The organism is Streptomyces sp. H51, assembly GCF_035656535.1.
GTDB lineage: Bacteria > Actinomycetota > Actinomycetes > Streptomycetales > Streptomycetaceae > Streptomyces.
The window spans coordinates 86497-102990 of the sequence record NZ_JAYMHD010000021.1; the positions used below are offsets into that span (position 1 = coordinate 86497).

At 72.9% G+C, this 16494-nt stretch carries 14 protein-coding genes; 6 read left to right on the top strand and 8 right to left on the bottom strand.

Annotated features, from left to right (window positions below; all coding sequences use genetic code 11):
- Window positions 1–27 precede the first annotated feature (27 nt).
- Window positions 28–909, top strand: coding sequence for a class A beta-lactamase (gene bla, locus VKA29_RS06775; protein WP_324784287.1), 882 nt, complete (start codon window positions 28–30; stop codon window positions 907–909).
- Here bla and VKA29_RS06780 read toward each other — a convergent pair.
- Window positions 906–1349 (bottom strand): protein phosphatase, encoded by a 444-nt coding sequence (locus VKA29_RS06780; RefSeq protein ID WP_324784288.1) that lies wholly within the window; start codon window positions 1347–1349, stop codon window positions 906–908. The genes bla and VKA29_RS06780 overlap by 4 nt on opposite strands.
- Window positions 1350–1444: 95 nt before the next feature.
- On the opposite strand from VKA29_RS06780, the gene VKA29_RS06785 reads away from it, so the two are divergent.
- Complete coding sequence (locus tag VKA29_RS06785) at window positions 1445–2380, top strand: dihydrodipicolinate synthase family protein (RefSeq protein WP_324784289.1); 936 nt, start codon at window positions 1445–1447, stop codon at window positions 2378–2380.
- 168 nt (window positions 2381–2548) lie between these two features.
- Here VKA29_RS06785 and VKA29_RS06790 read toward each other — a convergent pair whose 3' ends face one another.
- From VKA29_RS06790 to leuA, 6 genes are all read right to left on the bottom strand, one after another.
- Entirely contained in the window at window positions 2549–3772 is a 1224-nt protein-coding gene (locus VKA29_RS06790) for a JmjC domain-containing protein (RefSeq protein ID WP_324784290.1), read from the bottom strand.
- 244 nt (window positions 3773–4016) lie between these two features.
- Complete coding sequence (locus tag VKA29_RS06795; protein WP_324784291.1) at window positions 4017–4679, bottom strand: response regulator transcription factor; 663 nt, start codon at window positions 4677–4679, stop codon at window positions 4017–4019.
- Window positions 4676–5908, bottom strand: a complete 1233-nt coding sequence (locus tag VKA29_RS06800; protein ID WP_324784292.1) for a sensor histidine kinase — start codon at window positions 5906–5908, stop codon at window positions 4676–4678. Before VKA29_RS06800 ends, VKA29_RS06795 begins: the two co-directional genes overlap by 4 nt.
- A 153-nt stretch (window positions 5909–6061) precedes the next feature.
- Window positions 6062–8155, bottom strand: a complete 2094-nt coding sequence (locus tag VKA29_RS06805) for an MMPL family transporter (RefSeq protein WP_324784293.1) — start codon at window positions 8153–8155, stop codon at window positions 6062–6064.
- A 173-nt stretch (window positions 8156–8328) separates the two neighbouring features.
- Window positions 8329–9024, bottom strand: coding sequence for a TerB family tellurite resistance protein (locus VKA29_RS06810; RefSeq protein WP_324784294.1), 696 nt, complete (start codon window positions 9022–9024; stop codon window positions 8329–8331).
- Window positions 9025–9209: 185 nt separating this feature from the next.
- On the bottom strand, window positions 9210–10931 hold the full coding sequence (leuA, locus tag VKA29_RS06815) for a 2-isopropylmalate synthase (RefSeq protein WP_324784295.1): 1722 nt from the start codon (window positions 10929–10931) through the stop codon (window positions 9210–9212).
- Between the two features lie 319 nt (window positions 10932–11250).
- Between leuA and VKA29_RS06820 the strand changes: the two genes are divergently transcribed.
- Genes VKA29_RS06820 through VKA29_RS06835 form a run of 4 tightly spaced genes read left to right on the top strand, consistent with a single transcriptional unit; the run spans window position 11251 to window position 15245 of the window.
- Complete coding sequence (locus VKA29_RS06820; protein WP_324784296.1) at window positions 11251–12324, top strand: M4 family metallopeptidase; 1074 nt, start codon at window positions 11251–11253, stop codon at window positions 12322–12324.
- Between the two features lie 21 nt (window positions 12325–12345).
- Window positions 12346–12612, top strand: coding sequence for a protealysin inhibitor emfourin (locus VKA29_RS06825; RefSeq protein WP_324784297.1), 267 nt, complete (start codon window positions 12346–12348; stop codon window positions 12610–12612).
- Window positions 12613–12669: 57 nt separating this feature from the next.
- The gene (locus tag VKA29_RS06830) at window positions 12670–13977 is read left to right on the top strand and encodes a GH1 family beta-glucosidase (protein WP_324784298.1); all 1308 of its coding nucleotides are present in this window, start codon (window positions 12670–12672) and stop codon (window positions 13975–13977) included.
- On the top strand, window positions 13974–15245 hold the full coding sequence (locus tag VKA29_RS06835; RefSeq protein ID WP_324784299.1) for an MFS transporter: 1272 nt from the start codon (window positions 13974–13976) through the stop codon (window positions 15243–15245). The genes VKA29_RS06830 and VKA29_RS06835 overlap by 4 nt, the downstream gene beginning before the upstream one ends.
- Window positions 15246–15369: 124 nt before the next feature.
- Here VKA29_RS06835 and era read toward each other — a convergent pair whose 3' ends face one another.
- Window positions 15370–16329 (bottom strand): GTPase Era, encoded by a 960-nt coding sequence (gene era / locus VKA29_RS06840; protein WP_324784300.1) that lies wholly within the window; start codon window positions 16327–16329, stop codon window positions 15370–15372.
- Window positions 16330–16494: the final 165 nt, after the last annotated feature.

Here is a 16494-nt window from a genome sequence, read left to right on the forward strand (position 1 = left end):
ACGATCCCAGGCTCGCACCGGTCCCCGATGACCCGACGCACCCTGCTCGCGGCCGGCACCGCCACCGCGGCCGGCCTGCTCACGAGCGCGCCCGCCCACGCCGCCGCCCCCGACCGCGTCCACGCCGCCGATGCCCGCCTGCGCGAGCTGGAGCGGCAGCACGGTGCCCGGCTGGGCGTGTTCGGGCGCAACGTCCGCACCGGACGCACCGTCGGCCACCGCGCCGACGAGCTCTTTCCCGTCTGTTCCCTGTTCAAGACCCTGGCCGCGGCGGCCGTCCTGCGCGACCTGGACCGGCACGGCGAGGTCCTCGCCCGCCGGATCCACTACACCGAGGCCGACCTGGTGGACGGCTCCGACGTGACCCGCGAGCACCTGGCCGAGGGCATGACGGTCGCCGAACTGGCCGACGCCGCGATCCGGTTCAGCGACAACACCGCGGGCAACCTGCTCCTGCGCGAGCTGGGCGGCCCCACCGCGGTCACCCGCTTCGCCCGCTCCCTCGGCGACCCGGTGACCCGCCTCGACCGCTGGGAGACGGAGCTGAACTCGGCGGAGCCCTGGCGCCGCACGGACACCACCAGCCCGCGCGCGATCGGCCGCACCTACGCCCGCCTGGTCCTGGGCGACGCACTGAACGGCCCCGACCGGGCCCTGCTCACCCACTGGCTGCTGAACAACACGACCGGCGGCAACCGCCTGCGCGCGGGCCTGCCGGCCTCCTGGACGGTCGCCGACAAGACCGGCGCGGGTTCCTACGGCGCCGACAACGACGCGGGCATCGCGTGGACCCCGGACGGCACCCCGGTCGTCCTGGCCGTCCAGGTGACGAAACCGGACCGGGACGCGGCGTGGGACCACGCCCTGATCGCCGAGACGGCGACGGTGCTGGCGCAGGCCCTCGGCTAAGCCCCGTCGGGCCCGAACCGCAGGACGTACCGCTTCTGCCACGGCGTCTCCACCGCGCGGTGGTCGTAATGGCGGCGGACGAAGTCCACCGCCTCCGCGGCCGGTACGCCGTCCAGGACCGCCAGGCAGGCCAGCGCGGTCCCGGTGCGGCCGCGGCCGCCGCCGCAGGCGATCTCGACCCGCCGGCCGGCGGCCCGCGCCCAGGCCTCGGTGAGCGCGGCGCGGGCGTCCGCCCGGTCGGCGGGCAGCCGGAAGTCGGGCCAGCGGACCCAGCGGCACTCCCAGGGGACGGGCGCGGGCCGCCGGCCGAGCAGGTGGAGGGCGTACGAGGGGGTGGGCGTCCCCGGTGCCAGGGGGCGCCGCAGTCCCCGTCCCCGCACCAGCCGTCCCGACGGCAGCCGGAGCACACCGGGGTCCGTGGGCTGCCAGGTCTCCGTCACCCGGCCGGCGTACGGTGCCGCGCGCTGCCGTCATGCTGGAACGCAGGACCAGCCGACGCGCGGCCCCCGTGCGTCACAGCGAGCAAGGAGTGCGCATGACCTTCCCCGCCCCGCTCACCGGAGTCGTCCCGCCCGTGTGCACGCCCCTGACACCGGAGCGCGAGGTGGACGTCCCCTCGCTGCTCAGGCTGGTCGACCACCTGGTGGAGGGCGGCGTGCACGCGCTGTTCGTGCTGGGCTCGTCGTCGGAGGCGGCGTACCTGACCGACCGGCAGCGCGCCCTGGTGGTGGCGTCGGTGGTGGCGCACGTGGGCGGGCAGCTGCCGGTGCTGGCCGGGACGATCGACATGACGACGCCGAGGGTGCTGGACCACGTCGCGGCGGTGACGGCGGCGGGCGCGGACGCGGTGGTCGTGACCGCGCCCTTCTACGCGCGCACCCACCCGGCCGAGATCGCCCGTCACTACCGCCTGGTCGCCGCCGCGTCCCCGGTCCCGGTCGTCGCCTACGACATCCCGGTCTCCGTCCACACCGCGCTGCCCGCCGAACTGGTCCTGGAACTGGCCGCCGACGGCACGCTCGCCGCCCTGAAGGACTCCAGCGGCGACCTGGCCGCCTTCCGCGAGGTCGTCACCGGCGTCCGCGACGATCCCCGGATCACCGGCTTCAGCGTGCTCACCGGCTCGGAGCTGATCGTGGACTCGGCGCTCGCGCTCGGCGCCGACGGAGCCGTGCCCGGCCTCGCCAACGTCGACCCGCACGGCTACGTCCGCCTCGACCGCCTGTGCCGCTCCGGCGACCGGGAGCGGGCCCGGCTCGAACAGGAGCGGCTGTGCGCCCTGTTCGGCATCGTGCGGGCCGGGGATCCCGCCCGGATGGGCGCCGGTTCGGCGGCGCTGGGCGCGTTCAAGGCGGCGCTGCACCTGCGCGGGATCATCGACTGCCCGGCGACGGCGGAGCCGCAGGTGCCGCTGTCGCCGCGGGAGGTGGAACGGGTCGGCGAGCACCTCGCCACGGCCGGCCTGCTGTGAGCCCGGTGCACCGGCCGTCCGTCACGTCTTCGGGATCACCGGGCCGGACTCGCACGCCGCGACCACGACGGATGTCCTCGCCCAGGACCCCGAAGGCGCCGGCGCGCGACGCCGCGACGGTGTGCTCGCCGTGGTGTCGTCGGCGGTGAGCGGGCCGGGCCCAGGGGCTCACCCCTGGTCCTCGGACGGTCCTTCCACCCTGATCAGGCCCGCGAGTGCCATCTCGGCCACCGCGGTCCGGACATCGTCCGTCGTCAGTCCTGCCGGCGCCACCAGACGGCAGACCTCCGCGACGGCCTTGGTCCCACCGCCCACGAGTGCGTCGATCACCGGCCCGTAGGAAGCCGGGTAGCGGTACTCACGTCCCCCCGCCACCACCGTGATGCCGTTCTCCTCGGTGGCCACCGCGGCGAGAGGCGCTTGCCAGGACACGCGACCGGCTTCCGCCACCTCCAGGTCCTCCGCGCCGACCCGGGGGAGGTGAAACACCTGCCGGAACGGCTGGACCTGCTCCGTCGACGAGAGGAAACGTCGTAGCAGGTCGGGCTGGCGAGCATGCCGCTGCACCGAGGACACCAACTGGGCCAGGTAGGCGTCGACGGCCTGGTCGGACTCCCAGCGCTGTGGTACGTCGCTGCGGAAGAACTCGTCCTTGCTGAGCGTGTCGACGAACCAATGCGCCAGATCCATCGCGGTACGGCGGTGGAACGCGACGGTGAGATGGACCGACCAACCGCCCGCCGGGGTCACCCGGTGCCACCAGCCGCGAGGCATGTAGAGGAGATCGCCGCTGCCGAGGACGGTCTCCTCGAGATGCTCCGGCGCACGGTCGAGCTGGGAGACCGCGTCTCCGTCCGGCAGGGGGTACCGAACCGTGGGTGCGGCAAGCGCCCACTTCTTGCTGCCGTGGACCTGTATGGCCAATGCGTCGAGACTGTCCCAGTGCGCGCTGAATCCCGGCGTCTCCCCCTTGCAGATGAAGGCGTCGACTGTCACGCGCTCTCTGATCTCCGACTCGATCGAGTCGGCCAGGCGCCCTATGGGATCACTGAGGTTCTCGATGCCCTTGATCTGCAAGGTCGCCCCGTGCTCCACGGCATCATTGAGTCGAGCCGCCTCGACACGCCGATGGCGAAGCGTGGATCCGGGCACCGTGAAAGTGGAGATCTCGGGATTGAATACGTCGTGACAAACCGCCGTGTGATTCTTGGCCAGCGAGATCTGCGAATTGTCGCTGAAACGATGGTGACTGAGGATCTCGTTGATGGTGTCCCATGGCAGAAGGTGCTCGAACCGGCCGTGCGCGCCACGAATCAGTCGCGATTCCCGCCCCAGCGTCTCACCCAGGAATTCCGAGGCCGACACGGGATGGAGGAGATCACCGAACTTCATTTCGACCCCTTACTTGAAAGACCAGTTTCATCAGGGCCAAGAACACCACGAATGGCCTGTTCCGCGACTTCTGAATGAATAGCCAGATCGATGATCGCACGACTTCCTGCCCGATCGGTGAGTAATTTCCCCTCCAGTTCCCGGAATGTCCGCCGGAGTAATCGTCGGCATCATGAGGAGACCCGCACCGGAACGGACCGGCCTGCTGTGAGCCCGGTCCACCGGCCGTCCGTCACGGCGTCCGTCACGTCGTCCCCGGGGTCACCAGTCCCGACTCGTACGCCACGATCACCAGTTGCGCCCGGTCCCGCGCCCCCAGCTTGCCCATGATGCGGCTGACGTGGGTCTTCGCGGTCAGCGGGCTCAGCGCCAGCGCCTCGCCGACCTCGGCGTTGTTCAGGCCCCGGGCGACCAGGGTGAGCACCTCCCGCTCGCGCTCCGACAGGCACTCCGGTCCGCCCGCCGACGGCACCGCCGGGTTGCGCAGGAAACGCGCGATCAGCCGAGCCGTCGGTCCCGGCGACAGCAGCGCCTCACCGGCGGCGACGGTGCGGATGGCGTCGAGGAGGTCCGCCGGACGGGTGTCCTTGACCAGGAAACCGGAGGCGCCGGCGCGCAGCGCCTCCACGATGTGCTCGTCGGTGTCGTAGGTGGTGAGGACCAGCACCCGCACCCCGGCGAGCTCCCCGTCGGCGGCGATCAGCCGGGTCGCCTCGATGCCGTCCAGGTCGGGCATGCGGATGTCCATCACCACCAGGTCCGGCCGGATCTCCCGGGCCAGCTCCACGGCCTGGCGGCCGGTTCCGGCCTGCCCGACGACCGTCATGTCCGGCGCCGACTCGACCAGCATCGCGAACGCGGCCCGTACCAGCGTCTGATCGTCGGCGAGCAGCACACGGACGGTCATCGGGCCCCTTCTCCGGTCGTCGTCATCGTCAGCGGCAGTACGGCCCGCACCTCGAAGCCGCACTCGCCGCGCGGTCCGGCGTCGAGTGTGCCGCCGAGGCTGCGGGCCCGCTCCCGCATGCCGACCAGCCCGAATCCGTGCGCGGTGCCGGGGGTGGGGCCGGTGCCGTCGTCGGTCACGCTCAGGTGCAGGGCGCCGTCGGTCGCACGCAGCTCGACGCGCACGGCGGGTTCGGGCCCGGCGTGCCGGACGGCGTTGGTCAGCGCCTCCTGCACGATGCGGTAGGCGGCGGCGCCGACGGCGGGCGGGACCTCGGCCGACCGTACGGTGTGCTCGACGCGGGCGCCGGCCAGGCGCGCGGTCTCCACCAGGTCGGGCAGGCCGTCGAGGCCGGGCAGCGGGCCGCGGGCGTCGGGCAGGCCGTGCTCCCGCAGCACCTCCAGGGTGGTGCGCAGTTCCCCGCGGGCGCCGCGGCAGGTGGCGGCGATGTCGTCGAGGGCCTTGGCGAGCGTCTCCCGGTCGAGCCGCTCGGGGTCGGCGGCCAGGACGTGCGCGGCGACCGAGGTCTGCACCCCGATGAGGGTGATGCTGTGGGCGAGCAGGTCGTGCAGGTCGCGGGCGATGCGCAGCCGTTCCTCGGCGACCCGGCGGCGGGCCTCCTCCTCCCGGGTGCGTTCGGCGCGTTCGGCGCGTTCGACGATGGCGGCGACGTACTCGCGGTAGTAGCGCACGTCGACGCCGAAGAACAGCACGGCGATCACCCAGCCGGAGACGCGCAGCAGTTCCACGGCCTGGTGGGTGTTGACGGTGAGCATCGCGCAGATGGAGACGGCGAGGACGACGATGCCGGTGAGGACCGTGCGCAGGGGGCGGCCTGTGACGGCGACGGTGTAGAGGGCGACGTATCCGGCCGGGGTGGGCGCGAGGTGGTTGTTGTCCAGGGCGTGGTAGAGCACGGTCAGCGCCACCACCGCGGCCAGCATCAGCAGCGGGCGGCGGCGCCGCCGCACGAGCGGCACGTGGAGGGCGAGCAGCAGCGCCCAGCCGAGCGCGTCCGGGCGGCGGCCCTCGTCGGTGAACGCCGCGACGCACACGGCCGCCGCGGCGAGCAGCGCGGCGAGCACCGCGTCGTTGCGGGTGCCGTGCGGGGCGGTGCGCGGATCGCGGTTGACGACCGCCATGATCCGCTCGCCCGGCCGGCCCGTCCTTGTCTCCTGCACGGTGTTCATCTTCCGGTAGGCGGACACCCCCGGTCAGCCGGGGGCACCCGGGCGGTCACGTGTCCGGCCGACACCCGGCCGTCGCGGAGTCCGGCCGGCACCCGGCCCCCGCGGAGTCCGGCCGGCACCCGGCCGGCGTGGGCGTCGGCCGGGGTCCGCCGGTCACACGGGTTCCGGCTGGCGTGCGGGCCGCGTCGGCTCCGGGGCGCGGGACAGGTGGCCCGGCCACCACACCCGGCGTCCGAGCAGCACGCTCGCCGTGGTCACCAGGTAGGTCCGCACGAGGAAGGTGTCCAGCAGCACGCCCACCGCGATCACGAACCCGAGCTCGACCAGGGCCACCAGCGGCAGCGTGGTCAGCACGGCGAACGTGGCGGCGAGGACGACGCCCGCGGAGGCGATGACCCCGCCGGTGGTGCGCAGCGCGGTCAGCGCGGCCGCGGCGGGTTCGGCTCCGTTCAGCGACTCCTCCCGCATCCGGTGCATCAGGAAGATGCCGTAGTCGACGCCGAGGGCGACCAGGAAGACGAAGGACAGCAGCCCGAGCCCGGGATCGGTGCCCCGGAAGCCGAGCAGCGGCCCGAACACCAGCCCGCCGATGCCGAGCGCCGCGCCCCACACGGCGACCACCGCGGCCAGCAGCATCAGCGGCGCGACGAGGCTGCGCAGCAGGCCGACGAGGATGACGAACACGGCGGCCAGCACCAGCGGCACGACGACCCCGCGGTCCCGGTCCTGGCTGTGGGCCAGGTCGAGCTGCTGGGCGCTGGGCCCGCCGACGTAGGTGCCGTAGGTGCCGTCGAGCCGGGCGCGCAGGGCCTCGATGGTCCTGGTCTCCCCCGCCGTCTCCGGGGCGGCGGTCGGGTAGACGGAGATCTCGGTCCAGCCCGCGCCGCTGCGGCCGGCCGTCACCTGCGCCACCCCGTCCGTCGCGCGGGAGGCGGCCAGGACGGCGTCGGCGCGGGAGGCGGGGGCGATGACGGTGACCGGCCGGCTGCTGCGCTCGGGGAAGGCGCGGGCCAGGGTCTGCCCGGCCGAGATCGACTCGGGCTTCTCGGTGAAGGAGTCCTCCTGCTTGAGCGTGCCGGACAGGGCGAGCGCGCCGAGGGCGAGGGCGCCGAGGAGGGCGGCCCCGCCCGCGAGGACCGCGGCCGGGCGGCGGGTGGCCGACGTTCCCATCGCGGCGAACAGCGACCGCCGCGCCCTGGGCTCGCTGCCGAAGGCGGGGACCAGCGGCCAGAAGACGCGGCGGCCGACCAGGACCAGCAGCGCGGGCAGCAGCGTGGTCATCGTGACGAGCGCGGCGAGCACGCCGACCATGCCGACCGGGCCCAGTCCCCTGCTGCTGTTGAGGTCGGCGGCGAGCAGGCACAGCAGCCCGGCCGCCACGGTGCCGGAGGAGGCCAGCACGGCCGGCCCGCAGCCGCGCAGCGCGGCCCGCATCGCGTCGTACGGCCGCTCGTGGCGGCGGAGTTCCTCGCGGTAGCGGGAGACGATCAGCAGGGCGTAGTCGGTGCCCGCGCCGAGCACGAGGACCGTCATCACACCGCCGCTCTCGCCGGTGACGGTGACGCCGAAGAGCGCGTGCAGGCCGTACCCGGCGGCCATCGCCATGCCGGCCGCCACCCCGGCGACGGCGAGCGGCACCAGCCACAGGAACGGGCTGCGGTAGATCAGCACGAGCAGCACGGTGACGACGCCGAGGGTGGCGTACAGCAGGGTGCCGTCGACGGTCCCGAACACCTTGTTCATGTCGGCGTTGAGGGCGCCGGGCCCGCCGACCTCGGCGGTGAGCCCCGGGGCGCCGTCCGCGATGTCCCGCACGCCGTCGACGAACGCGTTGCGCCTGTCGTCGTCCTGGCCGGGCCCGGTGCTGGAGACGGGGTACATGAGGGTGCTGCCGTCCCGGGACGGCACGCCCCTCGGGGTGCCGGTCAGCTCGTAGGTCCGCCGCACCTCGGCGAGCTGCCGGGCGGCCGTGCGCCGGTCGGCGGCGGTGAGCCCGCCGTCGCGGTGGTAGACCAGCACCAGGTCGGTGGACTGTCCGCCGGGCAGCCGGTCCTGGATGCGGGCCACCTGGGTGGAGTCGGCGCTGTCGGGGAGGTAGTCGACGGGCCGGTTCTGCTGGATGTCGCCGAACTTCCCGGCGAACGGTCCGGCGAGCACCAGCGCCGCCAGCCACAGCCCGAGCACCGCCCAGGGCACGGCGCGCCGCGCCCCTCCTGTTCGCGTCGTTCGCGTCCTCGCGGCCCCCATGGACGGGCCTCCCTCCGGTCGGGTGTCTGGTCCGGTATCCAGACTCCCGGCGGCCGGGGACGGCCTCGTCGGGCCCGGGGGCGAGTTGCGGGGTACTGCCGCGGGCGTGCGCGGGGGGCGGTTACTCCCGCGGGAGTAACCGGAGGACCGGCCGGGGGTGGTGCCGGGGCGGGTCAGGACGGCGTGCGGGCCGCTTCCAGCAGGCGGCTGACGTCGTCGGCGCAGATGGTCAGGGCCGCGCCGACGGTGGTGAGCACATCGCGTTCGGCGGGCGTGTAGGGGCCGTCGGCGAGGGCGATGCGGGCGCCCTGGAGCAGGACCGCCTCGCGGCCGACGGGGGCCAGGTGCGGGGCGAGCGGGTCGAGGGCCTCGTGCAGTTCTATGGCGAGGCCGGCCCCGCAGGACGGGCCGTGCACCCGCCCGGTGTCGGCGGCCAGCGCCTCGACCAGCGCGGCCAGCTGCTCCTCGGTGCAGTCGTGGAAGCCGGCCGCACGGACGGCGCCCGCCGCCGCCTCCAGGGCCGTACGGGAGGAGGTGCCGCCCGCGGACAGCACCGCGAGGGCGACGGTGTGGACGGCGTCGCGGAGCATGGCGGAGAAGCGGACGGTGGTGGGGTGGTCGAGGACGTCGGTGCCGAAGTGGCGGCGGCAGGCGGCGCACTCGACGACCGGCGCGGTCTCGCCGCGCGGCACGACCGGGACGCCGAGCAGGGTGAGCCGGCGGCGGCCGGTGAGGCGCTGGTAGTTGCGGTCGCCTCCGCAGCCGGGGCAGAAGAACTCGCCGTCCGCGACGGGTGTCCACGCGGTACGGGTGCCCAGGATGCGCGCAGGTCTGGCGGCACGGCCGTTTCGTCCCCGTCCTGGCAGCACGTCGCACCTCCGTAACCCCACGGCAACACTGCCGCGCCTCCGTGATGTTAGCCACATCGGGCAGGCTCAGTCAGCACCTTGGACGAGACCTTTCCGTGACATGCGCGGGCGGATGGCCGACACGCGACGGGGCCCCGGTCGCCGTGTGCGGCGGCCGGGGCCCCGAAATGCCCGGTCAGCGGGGGTCAGCGGGCCGCGCGGTTGACGGCGGAGACGACCGCCTTCAGCGACGCACGCGTCGTGTTCGCGTCGATTCCGATGCCCCACAGCACCTTGTCGTCGATCGCGCACTCGATGTACGAGGCGGCCTGCGCGGAGGCGCCCTCGCTCATCGTGTGCTCCTGGTAGTCCAGCAGGCGTACGTCGATGCCGATGGACTGCAGGGCGTCGAAGAAGGCGGAGATCGGACCGTTGCCGGAGCCGGTCAGGACGGTGTCCCGGCCGTCGACGGTGGCCTCGACGGTGAGGGTGTCCACGCCGTCGGTGTCGGTGGTCGACTGGCCGGTCCGCACCTGGATGCGGCCCCAGGGGTTGTCGGGGTTGGGCAGGTACTCGTCCTGGAAGACCGCCCAGATCTCCTTCGGCGTGATCTCGCCGCCCTCGGCGTCCGTCTTCGCCTGGATGATCTTCGAGAACTCGATCTGCATCCGGCGCGGCAGGTCCAGCTTGTGGTCGTTCTTCAGGACGTAGGAGATGCCGCCCTTGCCGGACTGCGAGTTGACGCGGATGACGGCCTCGTAGGAGCGGCCGACGTCCTTGGGGTCGATGGGCAGGTAGGGCACCGCCCACTCGATGTCGTCGACGGTGACGCCCTTGGCCTTGGCATCGGCCTCCATGGCGTCGAAGCCCTTCTTGATGGCGTCCTGGTGGGAGCCGGAGAAGGACGTGTAGACCAGGTCGCCCACGTACGGGTGGCGCGGGTGGACCTCCATCTGGTTGCAGTACTCCCACGTACGACGGATCTCGTCGATGTCGGAGAAGTCGATCTGCGGGTCGACGCCCTGCGAGAACAGGTTCATGCCCAGGGTGACCAGGTCGACGTTGCCGGTGCGCTCGCCCTGGCCGAACAGGCAGCCCTCGACGCGGTCGGCGCCGGCCATGACGGCCAGCTCGGCGGCGGCGACGGCGGTGCCGCGGTCGTTGTGCGGGTGGACGGACAGGCAGACGTACTCGCGCCGGGACAGGTTGCGGTGCATCCACTCGAAGCGGTCCGCGTGCGTGGACGGCGTCGAACGCTCCACGGTGGCGGGCAGGTTGAGGATGATCTCGCGGCCCGGGCCGGGCTGCCAGACGTCCATGACCGCCTCGCAGACCTCCAGCGCGAAGTCCAGCTCGGTGTCGGTGAAGATCTCCGGGCTGTACTGGTAGCCGAAGTCGGTCTCCGGGCCCAGCAGCTTCTCGGCGTACTCCATCACCAGGCGGGTGCCGTCGACGGCGATCTGCTTGATGTCGTCCTTGGAGCCGCGGAAGACCACGCGGCGGAAGACCGGCGCGGTGGCGTTGTACAGGTGGACGGTGGCGTGCTTGGCGCCCTTCAGGGACTCCACGGTCCGCTCGATCAGGTCCTCGCGGGCCTGGGTCAGCACGGAGATGGTGACGTCGTCGGGGATCGCGCCCTCTTCCTCGATGATCGAGCGCACGAAGTCGAAGTCGGTCTGGCCGGAGGCGGGGAAGCCGACCTCGATCTCCTTGTAGCCCATCTTGACCAGCTGGTCGAACATCCGGCGCTTGCGCTCGGGCGACATCGGGTCGATCAGGGCCTGGTTGCCGTCACGCAGGTCGGTGGAGAGCCAGCGGGGGGCTACGGTGATCCGCCGGTCGGGCCAGGTGCGGTCGGGGATGTCGACCTGCTCGTAGCGGCCGTACTTGTGGATCGGCATGGTGCTGGGCTGCTGGCGGTTCGCCATGTCTGCGGGGCTCCTCAGGATGTCCGGAAGGACGGCCGACGACGCAACGCGAAGCTCCGCGGGGAGGGAGTCGACCTGGACTACAGGCCCTCGCCGCGGCAGCTAAGAAGAAGCAGCCCGAAACGCATGATGCTCCGCATGCTAGCCGAGCCCCTTCGGACGCGGGGCGCCGTATCAGTATGCGGGACTCGTACGACAACCGGGACAAAAAGTGCCCTATACCACTCTGTCACGGAGCGTGCGGCTCACTGTCCCGACATTTCACCAATCATGGTGGCGACCGGTGACAGGGCGGTCACCGAGTGCAAGGGTGCGGCACATGACGAAGACCAACGGGGGCTTCGAGCCCGTCTTCTGCACCGTCGTACCGCCGCACGTCCTCGACCGGCTGGCCCGGCACGAGGACCCCGCGCTCGCGCGTCCCGCCCGCAGGACCCTGGAACGCGACGCCTACCAGCGCACCCACCGCCGGCTGACCACCGTCCTCGGCGCCCCGGCCGTCGCCCCGCCCGCCGAGGCCGCGCCCGGCACGCCGCACCGCACGATCTACGACGCCCGGCACGGCACGGACCTGCCCGGCCACCAGGTCCGCGGCGAGGGCGAGGAGCCCGGCACCGACGCCACCGTCAACCGCGCCTACGCGGGTCTCGGCGCCACCTTCGAGATGTACCTCCGGGCGTTCGGCCGCCGGTCGATCGACGGCGACGGACTCCCGCTCGACGCGACGGTCCACTTCGACCGCGACTACGACAACGCCTTCTGGAACGGCGAGCAGATGGTGTTCGGCGACGGGGACGGGGAGGTCTTCCTCGACTTCACCATCCCCGTCGACGTCATCGGACACGAACTCACCCACGGCGTCACCCAGCACACCGCCAACCTCACCTACTTCGGCCAGCCCGGCGCCCTCAACGAGTCGCTGTCGGACGTCTTCGGCTCGCTGATCAAGCAGTACACGCTGGGCCAGACCGCCGCCGAGGCCGACTGGCTCATCGGCGCCGGGCTGCTCGCCCCCCGCGTGACCGGCCGGGCGCTGCGCTCGATGAAGGAGCCGGGCACCGCGTACGACGACGACGTCCTCGGCAAGGACCCGCAGCCGGCGACGATGGCCGGCTACGTGCGCACCGGCCGCGACAACGGCGGCGTCCACATCAACTCCGGCATCCCCAACCACGCCTTCTACCTGGTCGCCTCCGCCCTCGGCGGCCACGCCTGGGAACGGGCCGGACAGATCTGGTACGACGTGCTGACCGGCGGCAAGCTGAAGCAGGACGCGCTGTTCGCGGACTTCGCCACGCTCACGGCCGAGGCGGCCGGGGAGCGCTACGGGCAGGGCGAGGAACTGCGGGCGGTGCAGAAGAGCTGGGAGCAGGTCGGGGTGCGCGCCGCGTAGTTCCGTACTAGACAGGGACCCATGCGTATTCAGGTGAGGCGCACCGGCGGGTTCGCGGGCATCGAGCGGTACGCCGAGGTGGACACCTCGGGGCGGCCGGACGCGGGCGACTGGCGGTCGCTGGCCGAACAGGCGCTCGCGGCCGGCCGGCGCACGCCTCCGGTCGGCGTCCCGGACGGCTTCAACTACCAGATCACGGTGGACGGCACGACGGTGTACGCCTCCGACCCGCGGCTGACCGACGAGCAGCGCGAGCTGGTCTCCCGGGTGCTGAAGGAGGGTGCGTAACTCGTCGTCCACGCCCGCCCGTTGACTTCCGTTACCGGCGGTAGCGATGATCCGCGCATGGCGACGGACCAGATACCCCAGTTCCCGGCAGGCTTCCTGTGGGGCGTGTCGACCTCGGCCCACCAGATCGAGGGCGCGGCCGACGAGCGCGAACCGTCCGTGTGGGACGCCTTCACGGCCGAGCCGGGGCGGGTGAAGGACGGCTCGACCGCGGCGGTCGCCTGCGACCACTACCACCGCCACCGCGAGGACGTGGCCCTGCTGGCCGGCCTGGGCGTCGACGCGTACCGCTTCTCCGTCTCCTGGCCGCGGGTGAACTCCCCCGGCGGCCTGGACTTCTACGACCGTCTCGTCGACGAGCTGTGCGCGGCGGGCATACGACCGGTCCCGACCCTGTTCCACTGGGACCTGCCGGTCGCGCTGGACTGGCTGGAACGGGACACCGCGTCGCGCTTCGCCGAGTACGTGAGCGTGGTCGCCGAGCGGCTGGGCGACCGGGTGCACAAGTGGATCACCCTCAACGAGCCCGCCGAACACACCCTGCTCGGTCACGCCCTCGGCGTCCACGCGCCGGGCAGGAGGCTGCTGTTCGACGCGCTCCCGGTGGCCCACCACCAACTGCTGGCCCACGGCCTGGCGGTACGGGCGCTGCGCGCGGCCGGCGTCGGGGACATCGGGATCGCCAACTCGCACGGGCCGACCTGGCCGGCGTCCGCCGAGCCGGCCGACGTGGCGGCGGCCGACTTCTACGACCTGCTGCTGGGCCGCCTGTTCGCCGATCCGCTGCTGCTCGGCCGTTACCCGGACGGCATCGGCGAGCTGATGCCGTCGGCCGACCTGGAGTCGGACCTGAAGGTCATCTCCGAGCCGCTGGACTGGTACGGCGTCAACTACTACGCGCCGACCCGGGTGGGCGCCCCGCAGGGCGCGGACGGCGAGTTCGGCGGAATCCCGATCCCGGCCGAACTCCCCTTCTCCGTGCGGGAGATCGAAGGCGTCCCGGTCACCGACTTCGGCTGGCCGGTGGTCCCGGAGGGGCTGACGGAGCTGCTGACCGGCTTCCGCGAGCGCTACGGCGACCGCCTGCCGCCGGTCGTGATCACCGAGAACGGCTGCTCCTACGAGGGCCTCGACGACCAGGACCGCATCGCCTATCTGGACGGCCACATCCGGGCGCTGCACCGGGCGCTGGAGGCGGGGGTGGACGTGCGCGGCTACTTCGTGTGGTCGCTGCTCGACAACTTCGAGTGGGCGGAGGGGTACGCGCGCCGCTTCGGCATGGTGCACGTCGACTTCGCGACACTCCGGCGGACGCCGAAGTCCTCCTACGCCTGGTTCCGGGACGTGCTGCGGGCCCAGAGATGACCGGGACCCGGCCGGTGCGGCCCGCCGGGCCCGCGGGGGCGCCGGCCGAACCGGTCGAGAGGGTCGGCCGCGGCTGGATCGCGGCGCTCTCACTCGCCAACGGCGCGATCTGGGTGGGCTGGTACGGCCCGCTGCAGATCCTGCTGGCCTCCCAGGCGGGGGACTTCGCGCCCGGCTCCGGCATGTCCAAGGAGACGGTGCTGGCGTGGGTGACGGGAGCCGGCGCGCTGGTGTCCCTGGTGGCCAACCCGTTCTTCGGCGCGCTGTCGGACCGGACGACGGCCCGCTTCGGCCGCCGTACGCCGTGGATCGTGGCCGGCGCGGCGGGCGGTGCGCTGTCGCTGCTGCTGCTCGCGGGCGCGGGCGGCGTGGCGACGATGGCGGTGGGCTGGTGTCTGGTGCAGCTGACGCTGAACGCCGCCTTCGCCGCGGTGACCGCCGCGGTCCCGGACCGGGTGCCCGGACGGCAACGGGGCTCGGTGGGCGGCTGGCTGGGCGCGGCGCAGGTCCTCGGGGTGGTCGGCGGGACGGGCCTGGCGACCGTGGCCGGGGGTGTCGCGGCCGGGTACGCGGCGTGCGCGGTGTTCACGGTGGTGGGCGTGGCGCCGTACGTCCTGCGCCACCCCGACCTGCGGCTGGCGCCGGCCGACCGGCCCGCCTGGACCTGGCGCGGGTTCCTGGCCGGGTTCTGGCTGAGCCCGCGCCGCCATCCCGATCTGGCCTGGGCGTGGCTCACCCGGTTCCTGATCAACCTGAGCAACGCGCTGGTGCTGCTGTACCTGCTGTACTACCTGCGGGACCGGCTGCACCGCCCCGATCCCGACGCGGGCGTGCTGATCCTGACCGCGGTGAACGGCCTGACGCTGCTCGCCACGGTCGTCGCCGGCGGGGTCTGGTCGGACCGGGTGGGCCGGCGCAAGCCCTTCGTGGTCTGGTCCGGCGTGCTGATGGCGGTGGCGACGGCCGCGCTGGCGGGCTGGCAGACCTGGCCGGGCGCGATCGTCGCGGCGGCGGTGCTCGGGGTCGGCTTCGGGGTGTTCACGTCGGTCGACTTCGCGCTGATGACCGACGTACTGCCGAAGGCGCTGGACCGCGGCAAGGACCTCGGCGTCATCAACGTCGCCAACGCCCTTCCCCAGGTCGCCGCCCCCGCCCTCGCCGCGCCGATCGTGACGTATCTGGGCGGCTACCGGGTGCTGTACCTGGTGGCGGCCGTGATCGGACTGGCGGGCGCGGTACTCGTGGGCCGGATCCGCGGCGTGGACTGAACAGCGGGCCCCCCTGCCGGAGCCGGTGCGGGCGCTCGTGCGGGTGCTCGTGCGGGGACGGTGCGGGCGCTCGTGCGGGGAAGGTGCGGGTGGCGGGCCCGCGGGACGCAGACCCGCCCCGGCGTCAGAAGCCCAGGCGCCGCAGCTGCTTCGGGTCGCGCTGCCAGTCCTTGGCGACCTTCACGTGCAGGTCGAGGAAGACCGGGGTGCCGAGCAGGGCCTCGATCTGCTTGCGGCTCTTGATGCCGACTTCCTTCAGCCGCTTGCCCTTGGGGCCGATGACGATGCCCTTCTGGCTGGGGCGTTCGATGAAAAGGTTGGCGTGGATGTCGAGCAGGGGCCGGTCGGCGGGGCGGTCCTCGCGGGGCAGCATCTCCTCCACGACCACCGCGATGGAGTGCGGCAGCTCGTCACGGACGCCCTCCAGGGCCGCCTCGCGGATCAGCTCGGCCACCATCACCTGCTCGGGCTCGTCGGTGAGGTCGCCCTCCGGATAGAGCGCCGGGCCCTCCGGCAGCAGCGGGATCAGCAGGTCCGCCAGCAGGCTCACCTGCTTGTCCCCGACCGCCGACACCGGCACGATCTCCGCCCACTCGAACCCCAGCTCCTTGCCGAGCTGGTCGATCGCGATCAGCTGCTCGGCGAGGGCCTTGGAGTCGACCAGGTCGGTCTTGGTGACGATCGCGACCTTGGGCGTCTTGCGGATGCCGGCCAGTTCCTTGGCGATGAACCGGTCGCCGGGACCGATCTTCTGGTCGGCCGGCAGGCAGAAGCCGATCACGTCCACCTCGGCCCAGGTGGTGCGCACCACGTCGTTCAGCCGCTCGCCCAGCAGCGTCCGCGGCTTGTGCAGGCCGGGGGTGTCGACGAGGATCAGCTGGGCGTCCTCCCGGTGCACGATCCCGCGCACCGTGTGCCGCGTCGTCTGCGGCCGGTTCGAGGTGATCGCCACCTTCTGCCCGACCAGAGCGTTCGTGAGGGTGGACTTGCCCGCGTTGGGGCGGCCGACGAAACAGGCGAAGCCGGCCCGGTGGACGGCCTCCGGCATTTCCGACGGCTCGGATGACTGGCTGCGAACGCTCATGCGGCCCATTCTCCCTGATCCACAACGCCCCGCCGCACCGCCGCCCGCCCGGCCCCGTCACCGTGAGGTCCGCGAAACCCCGACGCAACGAAACGCCGCGGAAACACATCCGTACACATCCGGAAACGCACGGCGGTGACCCTCGGACGAGCCCCCGCACCGTTG

What these genes read in the sequence shown, in the direction of transcription:
- bla (WP_324784287.1), top strand. Translation starts at nt 28, where the DNA reads ATGACCCGACGCACCCTGCTCGCGGCCGGCACCGCCACCGCGGCCGGC.
- leuA (WP_324784295.1), bottom strand. Translation starts at nt 10,931, where the DNA reads ATGGCGAACCGCCAGCAGCCCAGCACCATGCCGATCCACAAGTACGGC.
- VKA29_RS06835 (WP_324784299.1), top strand. Translation starts at nt 13,974, where the DNA reads ATGACCGGGACCCGGCCGGTGCGGCCCGCCGGGCCCGCGGGGGCGCCG.
- VKA29_RS06795 (WP_324784291.1), bottom strand. Translation starts at nt 4,679, where the DNA reads ATGACCGTCCGTGTGCTGCTCGCCGACGATCAGACGCTGGTACGGGCC.
- VKA29_RS06830 (WP_324784298.1), top strand. Translation starts at nt 12,670, where the DNA reads ATGGCGACGGACCAGATACCCCAGTTCCCGGCAGGCTTCCTGTGGGGC.
- VKA29_RS06825 (WP_324784297.1), top strand. Translation starts at nt 12,346, where the DNA reads ATGCGTATTCAGGTGAGGCGCACCGGCGGGTTCGCGGGCATCGAGCGG.
- VKA29_RS06790 (WP_324784290.1), bottom strand. Translation starts at nt 3,772, where the DNA reads ATGAAGTTCGGTGATCTCCTCCATCCCGTGTCGGCCTCGGAATTCCTG.
- era (WP_324784300.1), bottom strand. Translation starts at nt 16,329, where the DNA reads ATGAGCGTTCGCAGCCAGTCATCCGAGCCGTCGGAAATGCCGGAGGCC.
- VKA29_RS06800 (WP_324784292.1), bottom strand. Translation starts at nt 5,908, where the DNA reads ATGAACACCGTGCAGGAGACAAGGACGGGCCGGCCGGGCGAGCGGATC.
- VKA29_RS06820 (WP_324784296.1), top strand. Translation starts at nt 11,251, where the DNA reads ATGACGAAGACCAACGGGGGCTTCGAGCCCGTCTTCTGCACCGTCGTA.
- VKA29_RS06785 (WP_324784289.1), top strand. Translation starts at nt 1,445, where the DNA reads ATGACCTTCCCCGCCCCGCTCACCGGAGTCGTCCCGCCCGTGTGCACG.
- VKA29_RS06805 (WP_324784293.1), bottom strand. Translation starts at nt 8,155, where the DNA reads ATGGGGGCCGCGAGGACGCGAACGACGCGAACAGGAGGGGCGCGGCGC.